This is a genomic window from Pacificispira sp. (assembly GCF_965228185.1).
GTDB lineage: Bacteria > Pseudomonadota > Alphaproteobacteria > UBA8366 > Aestuariispiraceae > Pacificispira.
Genome location: NZ_CBDDHE010000002.1, coordinates 316,831 through 343,688, shown reverse-complemented (window position 1 = coordinate 343,688; position 26,858 = coordinate 316,831). Strand labels below are relative to the sequence as shown.

Below are 26,858 nucleotides of genomic sequence, written 5' to 3'. Positions count from 1 at the left end.
TTAATCGATTTTCGGCTAAATTTGCTGAGATTCCGGGGGACGCGACGAGGGCAGGGTCGTGACGACTCCCGGGGGAGAGGGACGGAAAACGATGGCTGATGATCTTCAGCAGGACCAGGCCGGCGCCGAATTGCCGGTCGAACCGCGTTTACCCGAAGGGGTTTTCGAAGGCGTTCTGACGGCCCTCGCGGGCGGGGCGGACGCCGAGGAGGCGCTGGGTCAACTGAAATCCACGGTGCGCCAATCGATCTTGGACGCCGGCGGTTCCGAAGGCGCGGCGGATCATGCCGCGACGTCCTTCATCGACACTTTCCGAAGCGAACTCTTCGAAGAAAACGGATCGCTGGCCGACGCGGCGGAATACGCCAATCAGGCGATGCGAACCGCCATGGACACCTACGATCCGACGGCACAGACCGTGGAGCCGTCCGATGCGCTGCTGGCCGCCATCGCGTCCGGCAATGGCGTGGAAGAAGCCGTCAGCCGCGTAGTCGCCGAAATGGGCGGCGACATGTCGGAGGCGGATTCCGACCGCGTCGAAGGGGTGTTTCTGGACGAGCTCCAGGCAGCCCTGTCGCGCGGCGAAAGCCCGGACGCGGCGGTCGCCGCGGCGTCACAGGCGGCCGAAACCGGCCTGGACTCTCTCAAGCAGGCCGAAGTGCCGGTCGACAATCCCGTCCTGTCGGCCCTAGCCGGCGGTGAGAATGTCGGGGATGCCCTGGCCGATGCGGCGCAACGCTCCGGCGGGGATGCCGACGCCTTCATCGACGGGCTGGAAAACGCCCTGGCCGATGGCGCCGATGCCAATCAGGCAATGAACGACGCGCAGCAGGCCGCGGCGGATAGCGCCCAGGCGCGCCAGGATTCCGAAGTCGAGCTGGGCGCGGCGGACCAATTGGCGGCGGCGCTCGCATCGGGCCAGAAGGTCGACGAGGCGTTGGAACAGACCGGTGGCGGCGATGCCTTTGCCAGCGCGCTGGAAGACGCCCTGGCGAACGGCGCGGGTGCCGGCGACGCGATGGCCCAGGCCGATGATGCCCAGGCGCGTCAGGATGCGGTGGCGCAAGAACAATCGGTTCCCCTGTCGCCCGCCGATCAGTTGGCGGCATCGCTGGCATCCGGTGAGAATGTCGACCAGGCCATGCAGGCCGCGGGCGGCGACGATACCTTTGCGGCGTCTTTGGAGCAGAGCCTGGCCGAAGGCGCGGCGCCGGACGCGGCGATGCAGTCCGGGCAGCAGGCTTCCGCCAATGCGCAGGAAACCCAACAGCAGCAATCCGTGCCTCTGTCCCCGGCCGATCAGCTCGCGGCGTCCCTCGCCTCGGGCCAGCAGGTGGATGAGGCGTTGCAGAACGCCGGTGGCGGCGACGCGTTCGGGTCGGAACTGGAAGCCTCCCTGGCGGCGGGCGAGACCCCGGACCAGTCCATGGCGTCCGCCGGCGCCGCGCAGCAATCCGCCGATACGACCTCGTCGCAGCAGGAAGTCCCTGCCGATCCGGCCATGCAGGCCCTGGCGCAGGGCGGCGGTGCGTCCGGTCAGGACATGGCGGATGCGGTCGCGGATGTGACCGGCACGACCGGCGAACCCGCACCGCAATCGACCCAGTCCGGCGAACCGGCCGCGCCGACCCAAACGGCTGAAACCACCGGCGGGACGGGCGAACAGCCGGCACAGCAAGGCGCGGGGTCGGAACCTCAGGCGCCCGCAACACAGTCCGCCGAAACCCAGCCCGCCGAAACCCAGCCCGCTGAAACCCAGCCCGCTGAAACCCAGTCCGCCCCGGCGCAGTCCGGCGGCGAAACGCAACAGCAGCAGACGGCCCAGGAAACCCAGGAGCCGGCTGAAACCCAGGAGCCGGCGGAAACGCAGACCGCTCAGACCGAGCCGAGCCAGACCGGTCAGGCCCAAACTGAAACCGGTGGTCAGGAATCCGAGACCGCGCAGCAGGGCAGTGAGCAGGAGCCGACGCAAACGGCACAGACCACGGAAGGCCCCGGCGAGGAAATCGTCGAGTCCGTGGACGATGTCGCGGAAGCACCCGCCGACACGACGCCCGACGATACGGACGCTTCCACCGATGACGATGTCACCCAGGCGATCGAGACCGCGAGTGGCGAGGCGGCTCAGGATGCCGGTACCGGCCAGACCGACGACGACACGGCCGAAGGCACCGAAACCCAGCAGACCCCGATCGCGCAGGGCGGGGGCGGCGATCAGCCGACCGACGAAGAGATCGAGGCCTTGCAGGACATCGCGACGGCGGCCGGCGGCAACTCTTCCGGCAGCCCGTCTTCCAATCTGGGCTTCAACCAGTTGCTGAACCCGACCATCGGCAATTCCGGCCTGGGGGGCGGCAATACCCAACAGACGACCCAGACGCAGACCACGACGACGACGACCGGCAATACGGGCGGCGGCGGCAGTGATCGCAACACAAACACGGTGGTCGATAACACGACGACGACGATCAACAGCGCCCCGGTGGCGGTCGATGACCGCGGCACGACACAGGAAAATTCCGTCCTGACCGTCGCTGTGACCGGCAATGATTCCGATCCGGACAGCGATGCGATCAATGTGACCGCCGCGCGGATCCTGCAGACGAATTCCGGAACGGTGACCTTCAACGGCGGATCCGTCACCTTTGAGCCGGGCACGGATTTCGACGACCTGGCGGTCAATGAAACCCGCGACGTGAACATCTCCTACACCATCGCGGATAACAGCGGCGCGACGTCGACGGCAACGCTGACGGTCCGAGTTACCGGCACGAACGACGTGCCGACAGTGTCCCAGGCGATCGACGCCGGCACGACGGACGAAGACGCGCTTAATCCGATCCAGATCGACCTCCTGTCCGTCGCCAGCGATGTCGATACGTCGGACGATCTGGATACGGAATCGGTCGTGGTCACCTCAAGCGACGGGCGTCCGGTGTTTTTCGACAACATCGACGAAACCGGTGCGCTGACCATCGACCCGGCCCAGTTCGGCGATCTCGCGGTCGGGGAACATGTCGTCCTGACGGTTTCCTACAATGTCGTCGACGGCAATGGCGGCGTCGTGGCGAACACGGCCACCGTGACCATCGAAGGCCGCAACGACGCGCCGCAGGTGGTGGGTATCGTCCGGACCGCCACGGAAGACGGCGGCGCCGTCAGCATCGATCTGCTGGGCAATGAAGTCTTCGATGTCGATTTTACCGATGTCCTGACGGCACAGTCTTTGGTGCAGAATGGCGGCCGCGATGTCGGCGCCCGGATCGAGAATGGCGCCCTCGTCTTCGATGGCGATCAGTTCGAGGACCTGGACGATGGTGAGTTCGAGGTTCTGACCTTCACCTATGACGTTTTCGACGGCACGACGACGACGCAGAACACGGTCACGATCACGGTGACCGCGTCCAACGACGCGCCGGTCGTGACCGCGGTTGTGGCGACGCACGGCGAGGATTCCGGCGCCGTGAGTGTCGATCTGCTGGCCGGTCAGACCGACGTGGACGGTGAACCGCTGACGGCGGAAACCTTGGTTCAGACGGCGGGCCGCCATGTCAACGCGTCGATCGACGCAAACGGCAATCTGATCTTCGCGGGCGGTCAGTTCGAAAATCTGGACGACGGTGAAAGCGAGGTCCTGACCTTCACGTATAATGTGTCGGATGGCACGACCGCCGTCCCGAACACGGTATCGGTGACGATCACCGGGTCCAACGACGCACCGACGGTGTCAGCCATCGCAACCACGCGCGGCGAGGATTCCGGGGCGGTAACGGTCGACCTGCTGGCCGGTCAGACCGATGTCGATGTCGAAGCCTTGTCGGCTGTTTCTCTGGCGCAGACGGGCGGGCGGAATGTCGGCGCGTCGATCGATGCGAACGGCAATCTGATCTTCGCAGGCGGCCAGTTCGAGGACCTGGACGACGGCGAAAGCGAAGTCCTGACCTTCACTTATGACGTTTCGGACGGCACGACGGTAACGCAGAACACGGTGTCGGTGACGATCACCGGATCGAATGATGCGCCGACGGTTTCTGCCATCGCGACGACGCGTGGCGAAGATTCCGGGGCGGTATCGGTCAACCTGCTGGCCGGTCAGACGGATGTCGATGTCGAAACGCTGTCAGCGGTATCGCTGACGCAGACCGGTGGGCGCAATGTCAGCGCGAGCATCGATGCGAACGGCAATCTGATCTTCGCCGGCGGCCAATTCGAGGATCTGGACGACGGCGAAAGCGAAGTCCTGAGCTTCACCTATGACGTGTCCGATGGCACGACGGTAACGCAGAACACGGTATCGGTAACGATCACAGGGTCGAACGACGCGCCGAGTGTGGCCGCTGTTACCCAGACCTTGGGCGAAGACGCGGCGAGTTTCTCGGTCGATCTTCTGGCCGGACAATCCGATGTTGATGTGGAAGCCTTGACGGCGGTGTCGTTGAACCAAACCGGTGGCCGCGATGTCGGGGCGAGTATCGACGCGAACGGCAATCTGGTCTTCGCCAGCGGCCAGTTCGAAGATCTCGCCGCCGGTCAGAGCGAAGTCCTGACCTTTACCTATGGGGTTTCCGACGGCACGGCCTCGACCCAGAACACGGTCACGCTGACCGTCACTGGAACGAACGACGCGCCGATGCTGTTAGGGCCGGGCGCGCTGTCGACGACGGGTACCGGGACGAATGGCAACGATGCCAGCTTCTCCTATGCCGTGGCGTCGAACTTCGACACCTTCCCGACACAGTCGGGGACGGTCGAAACCTGGGTCAAGACCACCGATACCAGCGGCGCGTTGATTTCCTATGCCGTGCCCGGTTCTCCGAACGAGCTTTGGATTACGTTGAGCGGCGGGAATATCCAGGTCTGGCTGAACAACTCCAATCAGGGATCGGTTAACGCCGGATCCCTGACCGACGGCGAATGGCACCATGTGGCGTTGAGTTTCGGCGACGGGGCGAACGACACGGTTCTTTATATTGATGGCGCCCCGGTTATGTCGCTTGGCGCGACCAATGCGCTTGCATCCGGCGGGACGCTGGTGATGGGCTCGGATCAGGATAGCGTCGGCGGGTCCTTCGAAACCAGTCAGGCGCTCGATGCGGAATTCGACGGATTGCGCGTCTGGAACGGCGTCCGGTCGGCGGCGCAGATCCAGGCGACCATGGGGACGGCGCTGGATCCGGTTGCCAATCCGGATCTGGTGGCAGATTACGGGTTCGACGGATCGCTGGAAAGCAGCGTTCCGGGCGCTCCGACAATGACCCTGAACAACGCGGTGATCGTCAATGACGACGCCTATATGGTCGGGAACGAAGATACCGGCATCCCATTGTCCGGGCTTGTCGCTCTCGATATCGATAATGCGCCGCTGACGGTCACGCTGCAGGGCACGAACGGCACCATTTCGGCGGATCAGGGCGGCGGCGGTGCCGTGGTTCAGATCGTCGGCCACACCGTGACCATTACCGGCAATCCGGTCGATGTGCAGATGGCGCTTCAGACCGCGGTCTTTACGGGCGATGCCAATTTCAATGGCGATGCCAGCGTTGCCGTTACGGTCGACGACGGGGTCGCTGCACCGGTGACGACCGATATCGCGATCCGCGTCGCGCCGGTCAATGATGCGCCGGTGGGCCTGGCGGCGGCGCCGGTCCTGAGTCTGGACGGCAATTTCGGGGCAGTCGAAATCGCCCATGACGCGGCGATCGACGTGCATTCCAACGTGGCCTTCACGATGGAAATGATGATCAATCCGGACACGACCAGCGTGTTCCAGACGATCATCGACAAGTCGGACACGACGCTGGGGGATTATTCTCCCTACCGCGTCCATTTGATGGCGAATGGCGGAATTTCGATCTGGAACGGCAGCGCGTCGGTCGATAGCCCGGCCGGTGTCATCCAGGCGGGCGCCTGGCAGCATCTCGCGACCAGTTTCGACGGCACGACGATGCGCATCTTTGTCGATGGCAATGAAGTCGTTTCCCAGGCCTTCACCCTGGGCAATGCCAATACGTCGAACTGGAATATCGGCAAGGACAGTCAGGCCGGCCGGAATTTCGACGGTCAGATCGACGATGTTCGCCTGTGGAGCGGCGCGTTGGATTCGGCCGATCTGGGCGGCGCTATCCTGAATTCGGCGAATACGCCGAACTTGCTGGCTCATTGGACCTTCGACGCCGCGCCGGGCGGGGTCGTCACCGATCAGACCGGCAATGGTCATGATGGGACGCTGGTTGCCGGGGCGGCGATCACCGGTACGTCGGGCACGCAGATGACCTTGGCCGAGGACGGCACGATTTCCGGGATGCTGACGGCGGCCGATGCCGATCTGGACGCGCTTACCTTCCAGGTGACCGGCAACGCCGCGAACGGAACGGTGAATGTAGAGGCGAACGGTGCGTATACCTACACGCCCGATCCGGATTTCAACGGCACGGACAGTTTCACGGTTCAGGTATCCGACGGCAATGGCGGGGTCGCGACCCAGGTCTTCACGGTCACTGTGACGGCGGTCAACGATGCGCCTGACGTGTCGGCAGTCACCACGAGTGCGGGCGAGGATTCCGGCGCGGTGTCGGTCAGTCTTCTGGCCGGACAGTCGGATGTGGACGGCGATGCGTTGTCGGCCGTCTCCCTGACGCAGACCGGCGGGCGGAATGTCGGCGCCAGCATCGATGCGAACGGCAATCTGGTCTTCGCGGGCGGGCAATTCGAGGATCTGGCCCTTGGCGGCAGCGAGGTTCTGACCTTCACCTATAATGTGTCCGACGGCACGACCACGACGCCGAATACCGTTTCGATCACCATGACCGGGGCGAACGATGCACCGATCGTGACGGCGCCTTCGACGCTGACCAATCTGGGGGCGGAGTTCACCGTTCACACGACGACCCTGGGCGATCAGGTCTTTCCGGCGCTGGGCGTGTTCCCGGACGGCGGTTACGTCGTGACCTGGTCCTCCCACAATGTCGATGGCAGCGGTCAGGCGATCATGTTCCAGCGCATGGCGGCCGACGGCACACCGATTGGCACAGAGACGCGCGCCAACACCTATTCGACGGGCGATCAGACGAACTCTGAAATCGCCGCCCATGCCGACGGCAGTTTCACGATCGTTTGGTCGAGTCATGGCCAGGACGGCAGCGACTGGAGCGTTCAGGCGCAACGGTTCAATGCCGACGGCACGCCGGACGGCGCCGAATTCCGGCTGAATACGGACGTCACAATCGGCAGCCAGGTGCATCCGCATATCCAGGCCATGCCGGACGGCGGCGATCTGATCATCTGGAGCGCCTACAATGTCGACGGCAGCGGCAGCGCGGTCATGATGCGCCGCTATGATGCCGATGGGATCGAACTGACGGCCGGACCGACGCGCGTGAACACCACGACGGCGGGGGAACAGTACGTCTGGACCGAACACGGATCGCCCATGGCGGTTTATGGCGATGGGTCCTATGTGATCACCTGGGCGTCGCAGAATGTCGACGGATCGGGCTATGCCATGGTGGCGCAACGCTTTGACGCGGCGGGTACTCCGTCCGGCGGCCAGTTCCAGGTCAATACCAGCACGTTGAACGATCAGCATACGGGGTCGGTCGCGGTACTGGACAACGGCAATACCGTCTTTACCTGGTCCAGCCTGATGAGCGACGGGACGTCCTGGCAGGTTCACAAGCAAGTCTATGACGCCGCGATGAACCCGGTCGGTGGGGAGACCACGGTCAACACCACTTCCGCCGGCAACCAGTTCTTCCCGGAAATCGCGGTTCTGACGAACGGCAATTATGTCATCGCCTGGACCAGCGATGTCGGCGACGGCAGCAGCTATGGCGTCTTCGCGCAGGAATACGATGTCGACGGCGCCGCTGTGGGCGGCGAGCGGCAGCTCAATACCTACACCGCCAGCGAACAACGCAATGTGAAGATCATCCCGACACCGGATGGTGGCTATATCGCGGGTTGGAACAGCCTTGGTCAGGATGGCAGCAGCTGGAGCTTCACGCTGCGCGATGCCGAAGGCGGCGGCCTGTCCGGCGACGAGAATTCGACCTTCTCGATCTCCGGAATTTCGGTCGCGGACACGGACGGCGACAGCCTGACCGTGACAGTATCGGTCCCGGACGGCACGTTGAGCGCCAATGGCGGTGCGGTGTCGGGGGCGAGCGTGGTCCTGACCGGGACCGCGGCCGCGGTCAACGCCTCGCTGAGCAGCCTGATGTTCACGCCGGCGCCGGACACGAATGGGATCGTCGACGTCACCGTGTCGGTCAATGACGGTACGACGGTTACGGCCCAGACCGTTCCTGTCTCCGTGCAGTCGACCAATCAGGCTCCGACGATCTCCGGCGACTACACCAATGTTACCGCAATCGCCGATTTCAACGGCACGAACGCCTATATCGACGTGCCGGACGCGACGGTGAACGGTTTGACGGCGGGGACGATCGAAACCTGGGTCTATCTGGATACGAACACCCAAGAGACGGTCTTCGCCCAGCAGGCGAATGGCGTGAACAGCCTGGCGATCTTCCGGATCGGCGACGGCACGCCCGGTCAGGTGACGTTCCAGGGATCCAACCAGAGCGGATTACTGACCAGCAGTTCGACGATCCCGACCGGCGAATGGCACCATGTCGCGATCACCTTCGATGGCTCGCAGGCCAATCTGTATATCGACGGTCAGCACGATGCCAGCCTGGCCGGAAACTTCGGCATTGTCGGTGCGTCCGGCGGCCAGATTACGGGAACGTCTATCGGCGCGTGGCTGGGAGACGGCTCCGGTCGCTATTTCGATGGCCAGATGTCCGAATTCCGCATTTGGGATCACGTTCGGTCCGGCACGGAAATCGAAGATAATTACCAGGCTCGCCTGACCGGTACCGAAGACGGGCTGCGCGCGCTGTATAACTTCACCGACGGGTTCGCTGCCGGTGGCGCGGTCGCCGATGCGACCGGTACCTATGACGCCGTTTCCGTCAATGCGACGGGCACTTTCGACGAAACCTTCACGGTATCGGTGGCGTCCGAGGACTTCGAAGGCGGCGCCTCGGGGTGGAGCAACAATTCCACGACCTATACCGGGACCGTCATGACCGACTTCCTGGGCTCCTTCGGCAATGGCGGCGCGACGTCGAAGACCTTCACGCTGCCGGCCGGTGCGAACGAGACGACCATCAGTTTCGACTTCTACAAGATGGATTCCTGGGACGGCGAGAACTTCCAGATCCAGATCGGCGGTCAGACCGTCGCGGCGCGGTCATTCAACTTTAGCACCGGTGTGGCAAGTCCGGTCGGCGGCATCGACGATACGGTTGCCGTCACCTTCTCCGACGGCGTCAACCACGGCGCGATCGTCAATGCGGGGTGGAACGACTACTCCTTCCGGGTCGAACTGACGCTTTCCGAAGCACAGATCGCGGCCCTGCCGGTGGATGCCAACGGCAATCCGATGTTGCAGCTTGGTTTCACCTCCACCCTGGATCAGGGAATCACGGATGAAAGCTGGGGCGTCGACAACCTGTCGATTTCGGCGGAAATCCCGGTCGATGGGATCGAAGCCGGATCCGGCGTTTTGCAAACGAACCTTTTGAGCGATGCCAGCGATCCGGACGGCGATGCATTGAGCGTGTCGAATGTCTCGTTCAGCTCCTCCAACGCCGCGCGCACCGTGTCCTTCACCGTTGACGCGATGACCGGGGTGCTCAGCATCGATACCGCTCAATTCGCCAATCTGGGCGCGGGACGCAGCGAGACGATCACGGTCACCTATGATGTGGTCGACCCGGAAGGGGCCACGGCCACCGGCAGCCGCAGCTTCACGATCAACGGTACCCAGAACGCGATCAGCCTGGGGTCCAGCGATTATGTCGAAATCGACCATCACGGCGATCTGGAACCCGGTGCCGGGGACATGACCGCGGAAATGTGGTTCTACTGGCCGGGTGCCGGCGGCGTCTCGGGCCTGCAATTCCTGATGTCGAAGGGCAATACCGACGGCTCCACCGATCCCGGCTATTCGCTGTTCATGAACGGCAATACCTTGGTTGCCCGGACATCTACGGGCACCGGTCAGGGCGAGTTGGAAGTCGACATGAGCGGCATCGACGCCGGCTGGCATCATGTCGCCATGGTGATCGATCAATCTTCCGACCCCACCGACGGGCAGCTGACCGCCTATCTGGACGGCAGCTCGGCGGGCTGGCAGATCGCGGGCGGCGCTTATGACGACGTCTGGACCAAGGGGGATATCTCCTCCGCGTCGGATGCTTTGATGATCGGCGACCCGGCTCATTCGCCCAGCGCCCAAGGCAGCGGCTACACCCATCCGATGGACGAAGTCCGGATCTGGGATACCGCCCGGACGGAAATCGAGATCAACCAGACCATGCATCAGCAGTTGAACGGCACTGAGGCCGGACTGTCCGGTTATTGGACCTTCAACGAATCGGTCGGCAGCACGGTGACGGATTTGACCGGCAACGGCCATGACGGGACGATGAGCGCGAATGCCGCGCGCGAAAACCTGATCGAGCTGTCGATCAGCAATAATGAGGTCTATCGTGGCCTGCTGATGGGCTCCGACGCCGAGGGTGATGCGCTTTCCTACAGCATTTCGACGGGACCGCAGCATGGATCGGTCAGTTTCGACGGGAATACTTTCGTCTACGATCACGACGGCAGCGGGTTCAGCGACAGCTTCACGGTGGAGATTTCCGACGGAACGGATACAGTAACCGAACAGATCGACGTTACCGTGGTTTGAGGCCGTTCCGCGTTTTGCGCTGCGCCCCTGACTGCGGCTAGAAAACTGGGGGCGGGTCGTGTTTCAAAGAATATGGCGTACGGTTTTCGGCAACTGGCCGATGACCAAGCGGAATATGTTCATAGTCATCCTGCTGATGATGGCGGGAACGTCGGCCATATTCTCGCTTTTGACCCGCGTCACGGTCCTTGATCTCAACTATTCCAATCCGGTCCGGATCGCCGTGGTCGGCCCGCTGGAAGGTGCCGATGCCGAGACGGGCGCGGCCCTGCTGCGCGGCGCGCAGCTGGCGGCTGAACAGGCGAATGGCAGCGGCGGCATTCGCGGCCGCGCGGTGGTGGTCGAACGGTTCGACGATTCGAACACCGCCGATGGCGCCATCGCCGCGGCCAAGACGATCAGCGAGACCGAAGGGATCACCGCCGTCATCGGCCATTGGTCGCCGGAAGCGACGGCGGCGGCCGCACCGATCTATGAGGCGGCGGGCATCCCGCTTCTGACCACCGCCCCGGCTTCGGCCCGCGCGGAGGGCGCCGTCCCGGAATGGCAGTTCCGCACCGTCTATGACGATCTGGAGCAAACCCGCTTTCTGGCCAACTATCTGCGCAACGTGATCGGACAGGAAACCGTTTCGATCATCCATGCCAATACCGAGCGTGGGCGCGCGTTGGCCGACGCGTTCGACAAGACCTATCGCCGGTTCGGCACCAAGGTTCTGAACTTCTGGGCCTATGATCCGACGGATCTGGACGGCCTGACCCGCCGCGCCGAGGCGATTGCCCAGGAAATGCGCGATAAGAAGCTGACCGGCCATGTCTTCGTTCAGGGCGGCGCGCCACAGGCTGCCCGCATCGTAACGGCCCTGCGCCAGGGGCGCGTACGCAACGGGATCGTCGGGCTGTCCGACATGGCGACCGGCGCTTTCGTGTCGGAGGTTCAGGCCGTGCTGCCGGCCGGGGAACCGGCGGCTTCCGTCACCAATGGGATCTTCGTGACGACGCCGCTGCTGTTCGATACGGCAACGGAGGTCGCGCAGAATTTCCGCACCGACCATATCGGCGAGTATGGCATCGCGCCGGATTGGACCGCCGCCTTCTCGTATGACGCGGCGCGGCTGGCGATCGACGGAATCATCGCCGATATCGGGCAATCGACCACCGACGACGAGGAAGCGCAGTTGGTCGGCGTCGATGTCCTGCGAAAGGCCATCCGCGATTACCTGACCGGTTACGACCATCCCGAACGCGCCAAGCGGGTCGTCGGCGGCGAACGCTATTTCGGGCCGAATGGCGCGAACACGACCAGCGTCCAGATCGGCCTCTATAACGGCGCCAGCATGATCTCGGCGCTGACGCAGCTTCAGCCGATCCTGGAACGCGGCGTGACCGGCTTCCTGGACCTGGTCCAGCAGGGCAAGGTCCTCTATGTGAACGACCGGTTCATGTACCGCACCAATGTCGTCTATACCGGCGTCCAATTGCTGAATGTCGAGAAGGTGCTGGAACAGCAGGGGGAGGACACGGTCGTCCTCGAGGACCGGTTCAAGATCGATTTCCTGATCTGGTTCCGCTATCGCGGCGATTTCCAGCCGCAGGATGTCGTGTTCCTGAACGCGGTGGAACCGATCACGTTGAGCGAGCCCGACAAGACAGGTGTCGACGGCGATCTGAAATACGAATCTTACCGAGTGTCCGGCACGTTCAAGCTGGAATTCTCGGACATCAAACACGCCTATGGAACGCTGCTGACGGGGCTTGGCTTCCATCACAGGCTGCTCAGCCGCAACAACCTGATGTATGTGACGGACGTACTCGGCATGGGGCTGGTGAAGTCCCGCGACGATGCCCCGTCCGCGGCCGGCCCCGCGACCGAAGCAGAGGTGGCCGAAGCGGAAGGCTGGCTCGAAACGCTCGGCCTGGGCGATATTGATCTGGCATCGATCGTCGGTGATGGGCCGAGCGGCGATCCGCTCTTGGACGGATTGCGGGAGCGCCGGGTTTTCGCCGCGCTGCCAAGCTGGGCGGTGGAGCGAAGCTGGATCTCGCAGGAGGTCTATGAGGGCACCGGGGAGGGCGATCCGGCCTTTATCGGGTTCGGCAAGCAGGCACCGGAGTTCACCCGTATCGATCTGGGGGTCATCCTGGGGCCGGCGGGGATCGATCCGGCCGACGCGGTTCCCTATAACTGGTTCGTCTATCTGTTGATCTTCGGGGTTGTCGGTTTGCTCTTTGCCGCCGTCATGGACCGCAAGGACCGGGGCCAGTTCTGGCGTTTCCAGACCTTGGGTATCCGCGCGATCTGTTGGCCGATCCTGCTGGTATCGCTGGGCACTCTGGTTCTGGACTATTCCGCCCAGAACCTGCCGGACGCGGTTACCGATACGCTTGTTCTGATCTTCGATACGCTGTGGTGGATGATCCCGGCGCGCCTGTTGGTGATCTCGCTGGAGCGGTTCCTGTGGGTACCGATCGAGGAACGCTCGGGACGGCGGATCCCCAATGTCGTACGCCTGTTCGCGTCGGGCAGCGTGTACTTGCTGGCGGTGTTTGGGGTCGTGGCCTTCGTCTTCGACCAGAAACTGACCAGCCTTCTGGCAACCTCCGGCTTGCTGGCCATGATCATTGGTCTGGCGATCCAGGCGAATATCGCCAACATCTTCTCCGGGATCGTCCTGAACATCGAACGGCCGTTCAAGGTCGGGGACTGGGTCATGGTCGATGAGATGATCGGCCAGGTCACCGATATCACCTGGCGCACCATGCGCTTGATGACCCGCGACGGCTACCATGTCAGCATCCCGAACGGGCAGGTCTCGGAATCGCTGATCCAGAATTTCTCCACCGGCGAGATGGTCCGGTTCAGTGCCGAATTCTTTGTGCCGGAGCGCTATCAACCCCGCTTCATCGAAGAATCGATCCGCAAGGCCGAAGCCCGAATCCGCGCGCGTCTGGTCGAAGTGCTGGGCCGTGACGACGCCCTGGACGATTACACCTGGCGCTATGACGGCGTGAAGGTGTTCGAACTGGGCCTATTCCACCGCTACCGCGTCGACTTCTGGATCGACGAATACTTCGATTTCGAAATCGTCCGCGATACGGTCTATATCGAAGTGTTCGAACAATTCGGTGACGACGGGGTCGAGCAGGGACCGGCGCCGATGGAAATCGACATGGTCCGCAAACGGAAATCCGTGCCGAAGCCGGTTGCCGGCAAGGCGATCCCGGCGGGCGGCGCGGCGGAGTAACGCCGCGTATCCCGGAATCGACGGGGTGAAAGGGTCATGCAGGACGGATCAACGGAACAGATGACGGGATCCGTAACGGCCCTGTATCACGGGGCCTGCCCGGTCTGCAGTGCCGAGATTTCCCACTATCAGGGATACTGCGCCCGCGAGGCTGTGGCGATCGGATGGGCGGATATCTCCAATGGCGTCGACGCACCTCTACTTGCGGAACTCGGATTGGACCGGGAGGATGTGAAGCGCCGCATGACCGTCCTGGATTCCGACGGCCGGGTTCATCGTGGCGTCGATGCGTTCCTGGTCCTCTGGCACCAGATGCCGCGCTATAACTGGCTGGCCCGGATCGTTGCCTGTCCCGGTGTCTATCACGCCGCGGCTTTTCTCTACGATCGCCTGCTTGCGCCGGCGCTCTATGCCTGGAACCGAAGCCGGGGTCGTTAGCGCGGTTTGTCGAAAGACATGACCCGCGCGAAGAACGCCCGGCGGGTGGAAACATGGTTCAACCCGGCCTCCGCCGCCGCCCCTTCCAGGTCGTCGCGGATATATTCGGCGTAATAGGGCTCGTGAAAGGCCAGGGGGAACCGGTCGAGTAGCCGGTCATAGGGCGGATGGTCGCCAAGCCGGATCGAATCCACCATCACCGCACGCCCGCCCGGCCGCAGGACACGCGCGATTTCCGCCAGCACCTCGCGCCGGATTTTTCGGGGCAGTTCGTGGAACAGGAAAATACAGGTAATCAGGTCGGCCCCATCGTCGTCTGGGAAGGGCAAAGCTTCCGCCTTCGCCAGAACCGGCGTGAAAGACCCCGGCCATCGCTTCAGGTTGCGCCGCGCGCGGGCGAGATAGGCCTCGCTCAAATCGACGCCAGCAATATGTAATTCCGGATGGGCGCGCTTGGCGTCGAACAGGAACCGCGCCGTGCCGCAGGCGACGTCCATCAGCCGCTTTCCCTCCGCCCCGTTCGCCCGGATCCAGTCACCGATCGGTACCAGGGCCTGACGGCGCATCGCGTCAGCGCCTCCGGTAAACAGAACCTCGACCTGATGGTCATAGAGCGCGGCGCTGTCGTCTGTCATCCAGCCGCCGGTCTGGTAATGGAAGTTCTGCAGGTAATAGCGCGGCCGCTTGCCCTTGTACGCGTCGCTGTACGTCTCGCTGTTTTCCTTCAGGCGTCGGCGCAAGTTGACGGCCGGGACATCGCGCAGAAATCGCGCGGCGTTCCGCAGCATCTTGCCCGGCGGCGCGAACCGGTCGGCCGGGGGTGGATAATAGCCGGCCTCCACGTTGGACCAGTCCCGTTGCTGCAGGGCGCGCAGATCCTTCAGGATTACCGGCCAACCCGGAATGCTGCCGGGGGGCGGCACCGGTCCGTCCAGCGGCGGCGCCAGGCGCTGCGCAAGGGAATACTGTGCCCCGAACCATACCGCCCGGGACGCCTGACCGGCGGTGAACAGGGCGCGACCCAACAGGGACATTGCCGCCTCCTTTCGTCCTGATAAGGACATGGTGATCCAGTCGGTGCGGGACCAGCCCCTTGATTGCTTCAAACGGGGGCAAAGGGAAGACGGGAACAAGGGGCGGTACGGGCTTTCCAGGCGCGGGCGTATCCGGTAGAGGGAAGCCGTCTCAACCTTCAAACGGAAATGGGCGGCCTCTCATGTTCAAGACCCTCGACGATTTCGATCTCTCCGGCAAGACGGCGCTGGTGCGCGCCGACTTGAACGTCCCGATGCGCGACGGCACCGTCAGCGACGCGACCCGGATCGAAAGACTGCGTCCGACGGTCGATGCGTTGATCGGTGCCGGGGCGAAGGTCGTGCTGTTGTCCCATTTCGGCCGGCCGAAGGGCAAACGCGTCGCCGACATGTCGCTGGCCCCGGTCGCCAAGGCCGTCGAGGCGGTGTTGGGCCGCCCGGTGACCTTCGCCGAGGAATGCGTCGGGGATGCCGCCAAGGCCGCCATCGACGCCGCGCCGATGGACGGGATCGTCGTTCTGGAAAATCTGCGGTTCCACGCCGAAGAGGAAGGTAACGATCCGGATTTCGCGAAAGCCCTGGCCACGTTGGGCGACGTTTACGTCAATGATGCGTTCTCTGCCGCGCACCGCGCCCATGCGTCGACCCATGCCATCGCCCAATGCCTGCCTGCCCTGGCAGGCCGCAATATGCAGGCCGAGTTGGAAGCGCTGGACGCGGCGCTTGGCGAACCGCGCCGCCCGGTCGCCGCCGTGGTCGGAGGCGCCAAGGTTTCCACCAAGCTGGATGTGCTGAACCATCTGGTCGACAAGGTCGATCTGTTGATCATCGGGGGCGGGATGGCGAATACCTTCCTGCACGCCATGGGCAAGGATGTCGGCAAGAGCCTGTGCGAGAAGGATCTGGCGGATACCGCCCGACAGATCCTGGCCCGCGCCGACGCCGCCGGCTGCCGCATCGGCCTGCCCAGTGACGTGACCGTAGCCGCCGAATTTGCGGCGGGTGCGCCGAGCGACTCTGTCCCGCTGGACGCGGTTCAGGCCGACAAGATGATCCTGGATATCGGCCCGCAAACCGCCGAGGCCCTTTCGGCCGAACTGGAAAGCTGCCGCACCCTGATCTGGAACGGCCCGATGGGCGCGTTCGAGATCCCACCTTTCGACGCCGGTACGGTGGCATTGGCCAAGAAGGCGGCGGCGCTGACCCAGGCGGGGTCGCTGACCTCCGTCGCGGGCGGCGGCGATACGGTTGCGGCACTGGCAGCGGCGGGCGTATCGGAGCAGTTCACCTATGTCTCGACCGCAGGCGGCGCGTTCCTGGAATGGATGGAAGGGCGCGAACTGCCCGGCGTGGCGGCCCTCAGCGCCTGATTTCGGAAACGGTCGCAATCCGGCCCGCGCATCCTACCTATAATCCCACCGGCAATGTTTGACGGAAGGATCGGGGATGAATATGCGCGCGGCAGCGGCTTTCGGCATTGTTCTGGCGGTGGCGGCACCCGCCCTGGCTCAGGATCGGCCCGGTCAGGTTTTTCATCTGACGCCGGGCGACATGCCGGCGCCCTATGCCACTGAATCCGTCTCCAACAGTTCCGATACCGTCCCGCGGGGCGGGCGGGAACCGGATGTGCCGGAAGGCTTCGAAATCCGGTTGTTCGCGCAGCAAGTCGGCGGACCACGCAAAATGCTGGTCGATTCCGCCGGGCTGGTGATCGTCGCGCGCAGCAGCGCGGGCGTGATCAGCGTCCTTCCAGACGAGGATGGAAATGGCCGCGCGGACGAGATCGTCGATGTCGTAAAGGGACTCAATCGCCCACATGGCATGGCGCTTCACGGCGGCTATCTGTGGATCGCAGATGTGAACCGGCTCTATCGCGTGCCTTGGCGGCCCGGCGGCGGTCCGGCGGATACGGTCGAGGCGATGAGCCGGGACGGGGTCTTCGGATCGACCGGGGGGCATTGGACGCGCAATATTGCCTTTTCCCCCAACGGCAAGCAGCTCTATGCCGCAATCGGATCGCGCGGCAACATTGCGGAGGAAGATCTGCCCCGCGCCAGTATTCAGCGCTTTGAGGTCGACGATGACGGCACGATCGACAAATCCCATACCTATGCCGCGGGCCTAAGAAACCCGGTCGGCATCGCGGTACGGCCGGACGATGGGCGTGTCTTTGTCGTCGTCAACGAACGCGACGGTCTGGGGGATGGGTTGGTTCCGGACTATTTTACCGAGGTGCTGCCGGACACATTCTATGGCTGGCCCTATGCCTATATCGGGCCCAATCCGCAGCCAGGCTATGGTGATCGCCAGCCGGACCTTGTGGCCAAGACCGTCGTGCCGGATGTCCTGATCCAATCCCACAGCGCGCCGATTGGACTGACCTTTCTAACCCAGGCCGATGTCCCGGAGGAATGGCGCGACGACGCGCTGGTCACGCTGCGTGGCAGTTGGAATGCGGCGGAGCCGACCGGCTATAAGGTGGTCCGCATCGAGTTCGAGGATGGCCGGCCCACCGGGCGCTACATCAACTTCGCCACCGGGTTCCGGATCGATGTGCCGGACCCCGCCCGGCCGGGTTCGGCAAAGGTGTGGGGACGGCCTGTGGGCGTGGCGGTCGGACCGGACGGTGCGATCTATGTCGGTGACGAGGTCGGCGGAACGGTCTGGCGTATAACGAAAAAACCCTAATTGGTCTTAGGGATTTCTTAATTTATCGGCGTTAGAAATGGCCCCATGGACAGAAGTCCACCGCAATGGGATGAAACGCCATGATCGTTACAGGCACCGAAGCAAATACCCTTCTGGCGGCGCAAACCGCCTCCGTTCAGCGCCAGCCGGCGCAGGATTCCGCCGCCGCGCAACAGCGTGATCGCGCTGCCGAGACGCAGCAGGTCTCGCGTCAGGGCGAGGCGGAAGCACCGCAGACGCGCGCGGCTGTCGCGCCGGTGGACGGTGAAGAGTCCGGCCGGTCGGCCCAGCCCCGGCAGGACCTGCCGCAGGATGCGCAGGGCGCGGCGCGGGCTGCGATCGAACGCGCCGGCAACACGCCGCCGCCGCGCGGTTCCGCCGTCAATCTGCTGGCCTAATTCCAATCTGACCTTGGCTTGATCCGCGCCGGCTCTGCTGGCGCGGAGTACGATTCTAGCCCCAAAAAGCGCGCCGCCCCCTTCCGGAAAAGGGGGCGGTTTTTTGGCGCGGCCCTGTCGGCCGCGCCGTTGCGCTGGCAGTTGCGACGTTAGGCGCCGATCAGGCGACCGTGATCACATGTACGTGGCAGTCCGGGTGCTTTTCGACCAGCTTACGGACTTCGATTTCGTCCGTCGTGTAGTGCGCCTTGCCGTCGAAATCGACGCGGAAGACCAGCTTGGCGTCCCAGTCGACCGTGAAGGCGCGTGCACCATGAACCGCGATATGGGCGGATTCGGCACGGGCTGCGGAAACTTCGTCACGATAGGCGTGTTTTTCACCAACATACAGAGTGGCCATAACACTACCCTCCTTTCTGGGCCGGGCAGGGCCGGGAGGAATTCCCGAACATTGACCCGACCAATTCGTCAAAGGTTGCGCACCTCGTGCGCCTCTGTTATCTACATAGGCGCACGAGGTGCGCTGTGCAAGCGTTAAATGCGCACAAAGTGCGCTTTGTGTAGGGAAAATGACTATTCCGTCCGTTGGACCAGCGGAAAAGTTAGAAAATCAGGGGCAAGTTGTTGAAACCGAACGATTTTAAGAATTGGCGAAAAAGTCTAGACCTTTCGCAGAAAGATGCGGCACATGTGCTCGGGCTGAAGCGCCGCGTCGTTCAGTATTATGAGAAGGGAGAGCGGGACGGGAAGAAGATCGAGATCCCGCTCTACATTCGTCTGGCCTGTGCGGCCTATGCCGCAGGCATTCGCGACTATGACGGCCCGCCCAAGGGCCGGGGGCGTGCCAATCCAGAGCCGGAGGTCGACGAGGCCCCTACTAGCGCGCCGCCTGATCCGGAATGACCGGGCAGGCGATTCCGGTCCCGCCCAATCCGCAATAGCCGCCGGGATTCTTGCTCAGATAGCCCTGGTGATAATCCTCGGCGTAGAAGAATTCCGGCGCGTCGACGATTTCGGTCGTGATCGGGCCGCGCCCGCGGCGGATCAATTCCGCCTGATAGGCGTCCCGTGCGGCCTCCGCCTCCGCGCGCTGCACCGCGTCGTGGACATAGAGGCCTGACCTGTATTGCGTGCCGACATCATTCCCCTGACGCATGCCTTGCGTCGGATCATGCGCTTCGAAGAAGACTTTCAGCAGGTCGGCATAGCGGATTGCACCGGGGTCGTAGACGACCTGAACAACCTCGTTATGGCCGGTCTTGCCGCTGCAAACCTCTTCATAGGTCGGGTTCGGGGTGTAGCCGCCGGCATATCCGACCGCGGTCGAATAGACGCCGCGCGTGCGCCAGAACACCCGTTCCGCCCCCCAGAAGCATCCCAGGCCGAACAGTGCCTTTTCGGTGCCGTCCGGGAAGGGCGCGACGATCCTTGTTCCCAAATGGTGATGGATCGGATTGACCCGCATCGCGTCGACCCGCCCAGCCAGGGCGTCACGCGGGTCGGGCATTTCGGACTTGTCTTTGCGGAACTGAAAGAACATCGCGCCTCTCCTGAAGATCGTTCGGCTTCAGTATATGAGTTGGTCGCCGGGATTGCGCCAATCAAGACACGGTGAAAGGCGGTCAGACCGGATTGCGCGCCCCGCCCCGGTTGCGGGTGGGTGCGACCGGACGCTCGTTCAAAAGGTCCGGCTTGCGCAAAGTCAGGACCATGCCCTGAACCGGGCGCCCTTTTTCCTGACGCAGGACACAGCGATCCACGGCAACGATGTCCAAAAGGGCCGCCGCGATCCATGGGCGCAGCCGCGCCAGCGCGTGGCGGTAGCGATGGCCCTCGCCCAGATCTATGTCCTGGCGGTTGCCCGCCTCCACCGTAAACACGAAATAGCCGCCTGCCTGTAGCGCTTCTGCCGCCATCCGGAAGACCGGCGCCAGATCGCCGATATAGTTCAGCACATCCGTCGCCGCGATCAGGTGATAGGCCTTGTCCGGCTCCGCCCAGGCGGCGGTCAGCAGGTCGGCCTGAACGACGCGGTCGTAAAGACCTGTCGAGGCCGCTTGGGCCAGCATGCCGCTGGACAGGTCCATGCCGTGCAGTTCCGCCGCGACCAACCGCATGGCCCGACCGCCCAGGCCGGTGCCGCAGCCGAGATCCAGCGCGCGGACGGGCGGCGCCAGATCTGGGGCGATGCGTTCAATCGCGCGCGCCATGTGGTCGGGCCCGCGATACTGAAGGCCGTCCAGCATCTTCTTGTCGAACCGCCGAGCTTCCTGGTCGAACAGGGCCTCGACATAGGCGGCGGGCAGGCGGGTGGGGACCGGCGCGGCGCCCATCAGGCCGAGGCGGATCTTCGCGCCCATCCGGTCCTGAGGATCGGATTTCAGGCAGGCGCGATAGGCTTTCTCTGCCTCGCGGGCCCGCCCCAACTTCTCGAAGGTTTCGCCCAGCGCAAAATGCGCATCGGCCCAGTCGGGCGCCAGGGCACAGGCCTCGGTCATGGCATCGCTGGCGGCAGCGAAATCGCCTTCATCCGCCAGGGCCAAGCCGAGATTCAAACGGCGCTCGGCGCGCAAACGGTCTTCCTGCATGTCCGGATATCCGAAGAGGCGGCGCCGGTCGCGCCGAGGCGCTTCATATGGCTCTGCTTCCGGATTCTGGCAAGCGTTATCGGCGGCCGATTTACCGGCTTTGGCGTCGGGGTAGCATCACCGCGACAATCCCGGCCGCCCCGGCACAGACGGCCGTCATCAGATAGGCGCGGCTGAGATCCGTCTCACCGATCAGCCCGGCCAGCACCGCCCCGAATGCCCCGACCCCATCCAGCACGGCAAAGGCAATGCCCAGGGTCGTCGCTTCGCTGCGCCCGGATAGATCGACAGCGCAGGCCAATACGACCGACCGGACGGAGGTCAGCGCGCCGAGGCACAGTACCAGACCGCCGACGATCCAGTATGTATCCGTCGACAGATAGACAATCACGCCGCCGATCGCGGAGAGGATGGCTGCGGCGAAAATCAACGGGCGCCGTCCGACCTCGTCCGCCAGACGGCCCAGGCGAGGCTGCAATACCGCGCCGACCAGCAGAACGCCGGCGAAAATCTGACCGGCCTGCCAGACATCCATACCCTGGTCCGTCTGCAGGAACAGGGGTGTCATCGCCGTCGCCCCGATCAGGCCGAGGTTGTAGAGAACCATCATGGCGACCAGACCGGCGCCGAAGGGCGTGCTCCAGTCCCGGATCAAGCCCCGGAAATCCGGCCGCGCGACCGTGCCCGGCTCAACCCGCGGGACCTGCCGCGACACATGGATCAGGAACAGGAAGCCCATGACCGCCGTCGGCAACACCACGACGATCAGCGTATCGCGCCAATCCAGCTCCATCCCGAACAGGCCATGGTCCAACAAATGGCTGGCGAAAAGCGGTGCGAAGACGCCGGCCATGGCCCCGCCGATGGCATGGATGCCCAGAACCCGGGCACGCTGACCCGGTGCGGCTTTGACCAGGATTCCGGTCGCCATCAGGTGCCAGGCGGCGTCGCCCATGCTGGCCACGGCCATCAGAATTGCCAGCGGCCAGAAACCTTGCGCATAGCTGGCCAGGATATAGCCGAAGGAGACCCAGAAGAAGGTCGACATCAGGATGCGGCCGCGATTGGAGACACGGTCCATCAGCAGGCCCGCCGGCAGATATGCCAGGGATGCGCCGATGCTTTGAATGGTCAGCAGCAGCCCCACCTGGGCCGGGGACCAGCCGAAAGACAGGCCGGCGGCCGGCGCGATCATGTAAAGCGCGCCGAACGGCCAATCGATGCACAGGTGACCCGCGCTGAACCAATAGGGAAGCCGGTCTCTCGGCGCGGCGTCGGATTGAATGGCGGCCATCGGCTTCCCCCTCTTTCGAAAGTATCTTCTTTGGAAAGTTAGCAGGGGAATAGTGAGAACAGAAGACGAAATAACTTATGCTTTGGATTAGGGAATGTTATCCGAAATCTGCTGCGCCGCGTCATTTTTTCCAGATACTGGCGCCGTCGCCGGGCAGGCCCAGAGTCGGCCACAGGCGGTCGATCTTGTCGATCACGGCCTGGTCCATGCGGATTTCCTGGCCCCACTCGCGCTTGGTTTCCGGCGGCCATTTATCGGTCGCGTCCAGACCGATCTTGGATCCCAGGCCGCTTTCCGGCGACGCGAAATCCAGATAATCGATCGGTGTGTTCTCAATCACCGTGATGTCCCGGGCCGGGTCCATCTTGGTGGAAATCGCCCACATCACGTCCTTCCAGTCGCGCGCGTCGACATTCTGATCCACGACGATCAGCCATTTCGTGTACATGAATTGGCGCAGATAGGACCAGGCACCCAGCATCACCCGCTTGGCGTGACCGGGATAGGCCTTCTTCATCGAGATCACGGCGATGCGGTAGGAACAGCCTTCCGGCGGCAGCCAGAAATCCACGATCTCCGGGAATTGCTGCTGCAGCAACGGGATGAAGACCTCGTTCAGGGCCTCGCCCAGGATCGACGGCTCGTCCGGCGGCCGTCCGGTGAAGGTCGACAGGTAGATCGGGTCGCGCCGCATGGTGATGGCGCTGACCTTGAAGACCGGGAAAGGCTCCACCGAATTGTAATAGCCGGTATGGTCGCCATAGGGGCCTTCGTCGCCGTATTCGTCCAGCATGACATGGCCTTCCAAGACGATCTCCGCCTCGGCAGGCACCTTCAGCGGCACGGTCTTGCAGTCGACCAACTCAACCTTCTTGCCCCGCAGCAGGCCGGCGAACTGATATTCCGACAGCGTGTCCGGGACCGGCGTGACGGCCGCCAGGATGGTCCCCGGATCCGCGCCGATGACGGCGGCGGCGGGCAGGGGTTCCGGCCGTTCCTTCTTCCAGCGGGCGTAATGCTGTGCCCCGCCGCGATGTTTCAGCCAGCGCATCAGGGTCGTGTCGCGGCCGGTCACCTGCATGCGATAGATGCCCAGATTGAACGCGTCGGTCTTGTCGCCGCCGGGATTGGGCCCCTGTGTCACCACCAGCGGCCAGGTGATCAGCGGGGCAGGCTCACCCGGCCAGCAGGTCTGGACCGGCAGGCGCGCCAGATCGATCTCGTCGCCCTGCAGAACGATTTCGTGGACCGGCGCGCGGGACACGGTCTTGGGTTTCATTGCCAGAACCTGTTTGACCAGCGGCAGCAGGCCGATCGCGTCTTTCAGGCCGCCCGGCGGTTCCGGCTGGCGCAGGAAGGCCAAGGTCTCGCCGACCGCGCGCAATTCCTCCGGCGTCCGGTCCATGCCCAGCGCGACCCGCTCCACCGATCCGAACAGATTGACCAGAACCGGCATTTCCGACGGCTTTCCGCCGGGCACGGTCGGGTTCTCGAACAGTACGGCCGGCCCGCGATCCTTCAGCAGCCGGGTCTGGATCTCTGTCATCTCCAACTCGGTCGACACCGGCGCCGAAACCCGGTGCAGCAGGCCGCGCCGTTCCAAAAGATCCATGAAGTCGCGCAAGGAAGAATAGGGCATGAAATCCGTTCTAGGGCGGGACGAAGACAGATCAACCGGATATCGGATATACTGGTCCCTGTCGAGGCGCAGGCTCCTTCGAGCGGTTGAGCGCTCAGGGCGTTTGTGCCAAATAGGGCGGGCATTTTCGACAGCCGGGAGAAGCTCCATGTCCGCACGCTATTGGGTCGTCGGCGGCGTATACGCCGACACGGGGTTCACGGATATCGCCAGCGGCGGCAAGGAAACGCGGCTGGGGCCGTTCGACGACTATGCCCAGGCCAAGGCCGTTTGGCGCGCCAAGGCCATGGAGACGGTGGACGACGCCCATGCCCGCTATTCCATCGAAAAGGAAAGCCACGATCAGTTCTGGGTGATCGGTGGGGTTTACACCGATACCAATTTCCACGAACTGGCCGATGGCGGGGCGGAGAAGAAGTTCGGACCCTTCGACACCTATGACGACGCCCAGCGGGAATGGAAGGCGCAATCCATGGCCGCGATCGACGACGCCTACGCCCGGTTCCGGATCGAAAAGCTTTGAGCGACCCGACCGCCGAAATTCTTCGGCGCGCACGGACCTATCCCTATGAAGCGCCGTCGGGCAGTTATACCTGGCATCACGGCGATATCCGGGATTTTGTGCCGGCGGACCGCGCGGGGCGGCGCCCGGTTTTGGCTTTCGGATCGAACCGCGCACCGGAACGCCTGCATCAGAAATTCGCGCATCTGGGCGATCACCGCATCCCGGTGGAGGCGGCGCGTCTGGCGGATTTCGATGTCGTCTATGCCGCCCATATCACGTCCTACGGTGCGGTGCCGGCCATGCTGCAGCGCGCCCCGGGGGTCACGGTGGAAATCGCGGTCACCTGGCTGGACGATGCCCAACTGGCGATTATGCATGACAGCGAGATGAGCGCCGCGAACTATGTCTATGCGCGGCTGGACAATGTAACGCTATCCCTGTCGGGCGGTGGCACGGCCGATCACGCCTTTTGCTATGTCGGGACGCGCGGGCATTTGCGGTCGCAGAGCGGCGGCAGCATTCCGTTGCTGGCTGTCCGCGCCGAGGGCCGCGCCGATGCCGCTTCGGCGACGGGGGAGGTCCTGGAAATGATCCGGGCGCGCGTCGGCGATTCCCGGGACCCGGATGCATTCGTTCTTGAACTGGTGCGCGATGAAGGATTTCGGCGCGGCGTCAGCGATCTGATTTCCCGCGATGCCGTGCCCTTCGGCCATCCGGTGACGGTTCTCAGGCGCTGACCGGTTCGGGCCCCAGGACCGCCAGGGCCAGATCGACGAAATGGCCGATGGCCTGGCGGCTTTCCCCCGATCGTGCCAACAGCGCGATGGCCAGGGTCTGGCCCCAGAAATAATCCGCCAGTGCCGCCGAACTGGCGGTTTCCGGCAGATCGCCGCGCGCCTTTGCGGCATCAAAGGCCCGAATAAGGATCTCCGCGCGCTTCCGCTTGGCCAGATCCATCAGGCGCTTGGTTTCGTCAGGCAGGTTTTCCGCATCGACAATGCTGTTGACGACGAAACAGCCGCAGGGGCCGCTCGTGTCGGTCGCGCGATCGGCAACCTCCTCCAGATAGCCGCGCATCACGGTCTGGATCGGTCGGCCACCCTGTCCCAGCGCATCCAGCACGTCGTCCCCGACACCTTCCATATATCGCGTCAGGGCCTTGGTGTAGATCGCCTCCTTATCGCCGAACGTGGCGTAAAGGCTGGGCTTCGCCATGCCCGTCGCCTCAACAAGGTCGGTCAGGGACGTTCCTTCGAATCCCTTGGTCCAGAACACTTTTATCGCGCTGGCCAAGGCACAGTCCGGGTCGGTCTTTCTAGGTCTTCCACGCGCCATTTGTCCAAATCATCCCGTCAAGGAAATTTTTTGTACCGAACGGTATTTTGAAGCGTTGAACCGGAAGTTCAAGCACCTATTTATATACCGATCGGTAGGAAAATATCCTGCCGCCCTGACTTAGGAGGTAGATGAGAATGAATTCCTTTCATGGCAAGACAATCCTGGTCACCGGCGCCAACCGCGGCATCGGCCTGGCCTTCGTGGAAACCCTGCTCAAGTCCGGTGCGGGCAAGATTCTTGCCGCTGCACGCAAGCCGGAAAGCCTGAACGAGCTGGTCGCCAACGGGTCCGGGCGGGTCCGGGCGGTCCGTCTGGACATCACCGATGCGGATCAGGTTTCGGCCGCCGCGGCGGATCACGCCGATGTCGATATCCTGATCAACAATGCCGGTACGGCCGCGCTGGCCGGTTTCATCCAGGCCGATACGGTCGAGGCCGCGCGCGCCGATATGGAAACCAACTATTTCGGGACGCTGAACATGGTCCGGGCCTTCGCGCCGGTCCTGGCCCGGAATGGCGGCGGGTTGATCGTCAACATCGCGTCAATCGCATCGCATGTGAACTTCCCGCTGCTCGGCTCCTACAGCGCGTCGAAGGCGGCGGTTCACTCTCTGACCCAGGCGGTCCGGGCGGAACTGGGCCAGTCCGGCACCAAGGTCGTCGGCGTTTATCCGGGGCCGGTCGACACCGACATGGCCCGGGCATTGGATATCGACAAGACCTCGCCGGAAGACATCGTCGCTGCGGTTCTGCAGGGCATCGCGACCGGCAGCGAGGATATCTATCCCGATGCGCAGGCTATTGAATTGCACAGCGGGCTGCTGGCCGATCCGAAAGCGGTTGAACGCCAGGTCGGACAGATGTTGCCGAACTAATGAAAAGAACGGCCCGCTCTTCCTTTTGGAAAGGGCGGGCCGCGTTTCTGGCGTG

Annotated in this window: 17 protein-coding genes; 10 read left to right on the top strand and 7 right to left on the bottom strand. The window is 63.6% G+C overall.

The window, feature by feature from the left end; all coding sequences use genetic code 11:
* Positions 1–91: 91 nt before the first annotated feature.
* The 3 genes from ACO06O_RS01630 (at position 92) to ACO06O_RS01620 (ending at position 14,444) form a co-directional block, all read left to right on the top strand.
* Positions 92–10,762: a tandem-95 repeat protein gene (locus tag ACO06O_RS01630; protein WP_421875600.1), complete on the top strand. Its 10,671-nt coding sequence runs from the start codon at positions 92–94 to the stop codon at positions 10,760–10,762.
* A gap of 100 nt (positions 10,763–10,862) precedes the next feature.
* Positions 10,863–14,006: an ABC transporter substrate-binding protein gene (locus ACO06O_RS01625; protein ID WP_421875598.1), complete on the top strand. Its 3,144-nt coding sequence runs from the start codon at positions 10,863–10,865 to the stop codon at positions 14,004–14,006.
* Positions 14,007–14,066: 60 nt separating this feature from the next.
* Positions 14,067–14,444 carry a thiol-disulfide oxidoreductase DCC family protein gene (locus tag ACO06O_RS01620; RefSeq protein ID WP_421875596.1) on the top strand — a complete coding sequence of 126 codons (378 nt, stop codon included), beginning with the start codon at positions 14,067–14,069 and terminating at the stop codon, positions 14,442–14,444.
* Here ACO06O_RS01620 and ACO06O_RS01615 read toward each other — a convergent pair.
* Positions 14,441–15,478 (bottom strand): class I SAM-dependent methyltransferase, encoded by a 1,038-nt coding sequence (locus ACO06O_RS01615; RefSeq protein WP_421875594.1) that lies wholly within the window; start codon positions 15,476–15,478, stop codon positions 14,441–14,443. The genes ACO06O_RS01620 and ACO06O_RS01615 overlap by 4 nt on opposite strands.
* A 182-nt stretch (positions 15,479–15,660) precedes the next feature.
* On the opposite strand from ACO06O_RS01615, the gene ACO06O_RS01610 reads away from it, so the two are divergent.
* The 3 genes from ACO06O_RS01610 to ACO06O_RS01600 all read left to right on the top strand — a co-directional run bounded on the left by ACO06O_RS01610 (position 15,661) and on the right by ACO06O_RS01600 (position 18,564).
* A complete protein-coding gene (locus ACO06O_RS01610; RefSeq protein ID WP_421875592.1) occupies positions 15,661–16,848 on the top strand; it encodes a phosphoglycerate kinase in 1,188 nt (395 codons plus the stop codon).
* A gap of 76 nt (positions 16,849–16,924) precedes the next feature.
* Entirely contained in the window at positions 16,925–18,166 is a 1,242-nt protein-coding gene (locus tag ACO06O_RS01605; protein ID WP_421875590.1) for a PQQ-dependent sugar dehydrogenase, read from the top strand.
* An 80-nt stretch (positions 18,167–18,246) separates the two neighbouring features.
* The gene (locus tag ACO06O_RS01600) at positions 18,247–18,564 is read left to right on the top strand and encodes a hypothetical protein (RefSeq protein ID WP_420417837.1); all 318 of its coding nucleotides are present in this window, start codon (positions 18,247–18,249) and stop codon (positions 18,562–18,564) included.
* 160 nt (positions 18,565–18,724) lie between these two features.
* Here ACO06O_RS01600 and ACO06O_RS01595 read toward each other — a convergent pair whose 3' ends face one another.
* Complete coding sequence (locus tag ACO06O_RS01595) at positions 18,725–18,964, bottom strand: hypothetical protein (protein ID WP_421875588.1); 240 nt, start codon at positions 18,962–18,964, stop codon at positions 18,725–18,727.
* Positions 18,965–19,185: 221 nt separating this feature from the next.
* Between ACO06O_RS01595 and ACO06O_RS01590 the strand changes: the two genes are divergently transcribed.
* The gene (locus ACO06O_RS01590) at positions 19,186–19,467 is read left to right on the top strand and encodes a helix-turn-helix domain-containing protein (protein ID WP_420417835.1); all 282 of its coding nucleotides are present in this window, start codon (positions 19,186–19,188) and stop codon (positions 19,465–19,467) included.
* Here ACO06O_RS01590 and msrA read toward each other — a convergent pair.
* From msrA to ACO06O_RS01570, 4 genes are all read right to left on the bottom strand, one after another.
* On the bottom strand, positions 19,442–20,104 hold the full coding sequence (msrA, locus tag ACO06O_RS01585; protein WP_421875586.1) for a peptide-methionine (S)-S-oxide reductase MsrA: 663 nt from the start codon (positions 20,102–20,104) through the stop codon (positions 19,442–19,444). The genes ACO06O_RS01590 and msrA overlap by 26 nt on opposite strands.
* Before the next feature lie 82 nt (positions 20,105–20,186).
* Entirely contained in the window at positions 20,187–21,152 is a 966-nt protein-coding gene (locus ACO06O_RS01580; RefSeq protein ID WP_421875584.1) for a methyltransferase domain-containing protein, read from the bottom strand.
* A gap of 91 nt (positions 21,153–21,243) precedes the next feature.
* Entirely contained in the window at positions 21,244–22,446 is a 1,203-nt protein-coding gene (locus tag ACO06O_RS01575; protein WP_421875582.1) for an MFS transporter, read from the bottom strand.
* Positions 22,447–22,567: 121 nt separating this feature from the next.
* The gene (locus tag ACO06O_RS01570; protein ID WP_421875580.1) at positions 22,568–24,085 is read right to left on the bottom strand and encodes a UbiD family decarboxylase; all 1,518 of its coding nucleotides are present in this window, start codon (positions 24,083–24,085) and stop codon (positions 22,568–22,570) included.
* Between the two features lie 148 nt (positions 24,086–24,233).
* Between ACO06O_RS01570 and ACO06O_RS01565 the strand changes: the two genes are divergently transcribed.
* Positions 24,234–24,608: a DUF4170 domain-containing protein gene (locus ACO06O_RS01565; RefSeq protein ID WP_421875578.1), complete on the top strand. Its 375-nt coding sequence runs from the start codon at positions 24,234–24,236 to the stop codon at positions 24,606–24,608.
* Complete coding sequence (locus tag ACO06O_RS01560) at positions 24,605–25,327, top strand: hypothetical protein (protein ID WP_421875575.1); 723 nt, start codon at positions 24,605–24,607, stop codon at positions 25,325–25,327. Before ACO06O_RS01565 ends, ACO06O_RS01560 begins: the two co-directional genes overlap by 4 nt.
* Here the strand turns inward: ACO06O_RS01560 and ACO06O_RS01555 are convergent.
* Entirely contained in the window at positions 25,317–25,925 is a 609-nt protein-coding gene (locus ACO06O_RS01555) for a TetR/AcrR family transcriptional regulator (RefSeq protein WP_421875573.1), read from the bottom strand. The genes ACO06O_RS01560 and ACO06O_RS01555 overlap by 11 nt on opposite strands.
* A gap of 137 nt (positions 25,926–26,062) precedes the next feature.
* On the opposite strand from ACO06O_RS01555, the gene ACO06O_RS01550 reads away from it, so the two are divergent.
* Complete coding sequence (locus tag ACO06O_RS01550; protein ID WP_421875571.1) at positions 26,063–26,803, top strand: SDR family oxidoreductase; 741 nt, start codon at positions 26,063–26,065, stop codon at positions 26,801–26,803.
* Positions 26,804–26,858 lie beyond the last annotated feature (55 nt).

Coding starts and splice junctions, on each gene's coding strand:
- ACO06O_RS01580 (WP_421875584.1), bottom strand. CDS start 21,152: ATGCAGGAAGACCGTTTGCGCGCCGAGCGCCGTTTGAATCTCGGCTTG.
- ACO06O_RS01595 (WP_421875588.1), bottom strand. CDS start 18,964: ATGGCCACTCTGTATGTTGGTGAAAAACACGCCTATCGTGACGAAGTT.
- ACO06O_RS01575 (WP_421875582.1), bottom strand. CDS start 22,446: ATGGCCGCCATTCAATCCGACGCCGCGCCGAGAGACCGGCTTCCCTAT.
- ACO06O_RS01550 (WP_421875571.1), top strand. CDS start 26,063: ATGAATTCCTTTCATGGCAAGACAATCCTGGTCACCGGCGCCAACCGC.
- ACO06O_RS01600 (WP_420417837.1), top strand. CDS start 18,247: ATGATCGTTACAGGCACCGAAGCAAATACCCTTCTGGCGGCGCAAACC.
- ACO06O_RS01625 (WP_421875598.1), top strand. CDS start 10,863: ATGACCAAGCGGAATATGTTCATAGTCATCCTGCTGATGATGGCGGGA.
- ACO06O_RS01605 (WP_421875590.1), top strand. CDS start 16,925: ATGAATATGCGCGCGGCAGCGGCTTTCGGCATTGTTCTGGCGGTGGCG.
- ACO06O_RS01630 (WP_421875600.1), top strand. CDS start 92: ATGGCTGATGATCTTCAGCAGGACCAGGCCGGCGCCGAATTGCCGGTC.
- ACO06O_RS01620 (WP_421875596.1), top strand. CDS start 14,067: ATGACGGGATCCGTAACGGCCCTGTATCACGGGGCCTGCCCGGTCTGC.
- ACO06O_RS01615 (WP_421875594.1), bottom strand. CDS start 15,478: ATGTCCCTGTTGGGTCGCGCCCTGTTCACCGCCGGTCAGGCGTCCCGG.
- ACO06O_RS01565 (WP_421875578.1), top strand. CDS start 24,234: ATGTCCGCACGCTATTGGGTCGTCGGCGGCGTATACGCCGACACGGGG.
- ACO06O_RS01610 (WP_421875592.1), top strand. CDS start 15,661: ATGTTCAAGACCCTCGACGATTTCGATCTCTCCGGCAAGACGGCGCTG.
- ACO06O_RS01555 (WP_421875573.1), bottom strand. CDS start 25,925: ATGGCGCGTGGAAGACCTAGAAAGACCGACCCGGACTGTGCCTTGGCC.
- ACO06O_RS01570 (WP_421875580.1), bottom strand. CDS start 24,085: ATGCCCTATTCTTCCTTGCGCGACTTCATGGATCTTTTGGAACGGCGC.
- msrA (WP_421875586.1), bottom strand. CDS start 20,104: ATGTTCTTTCAGTTCCGCAAAGACAAGTCCGAAATGCCCGACCCGCGT.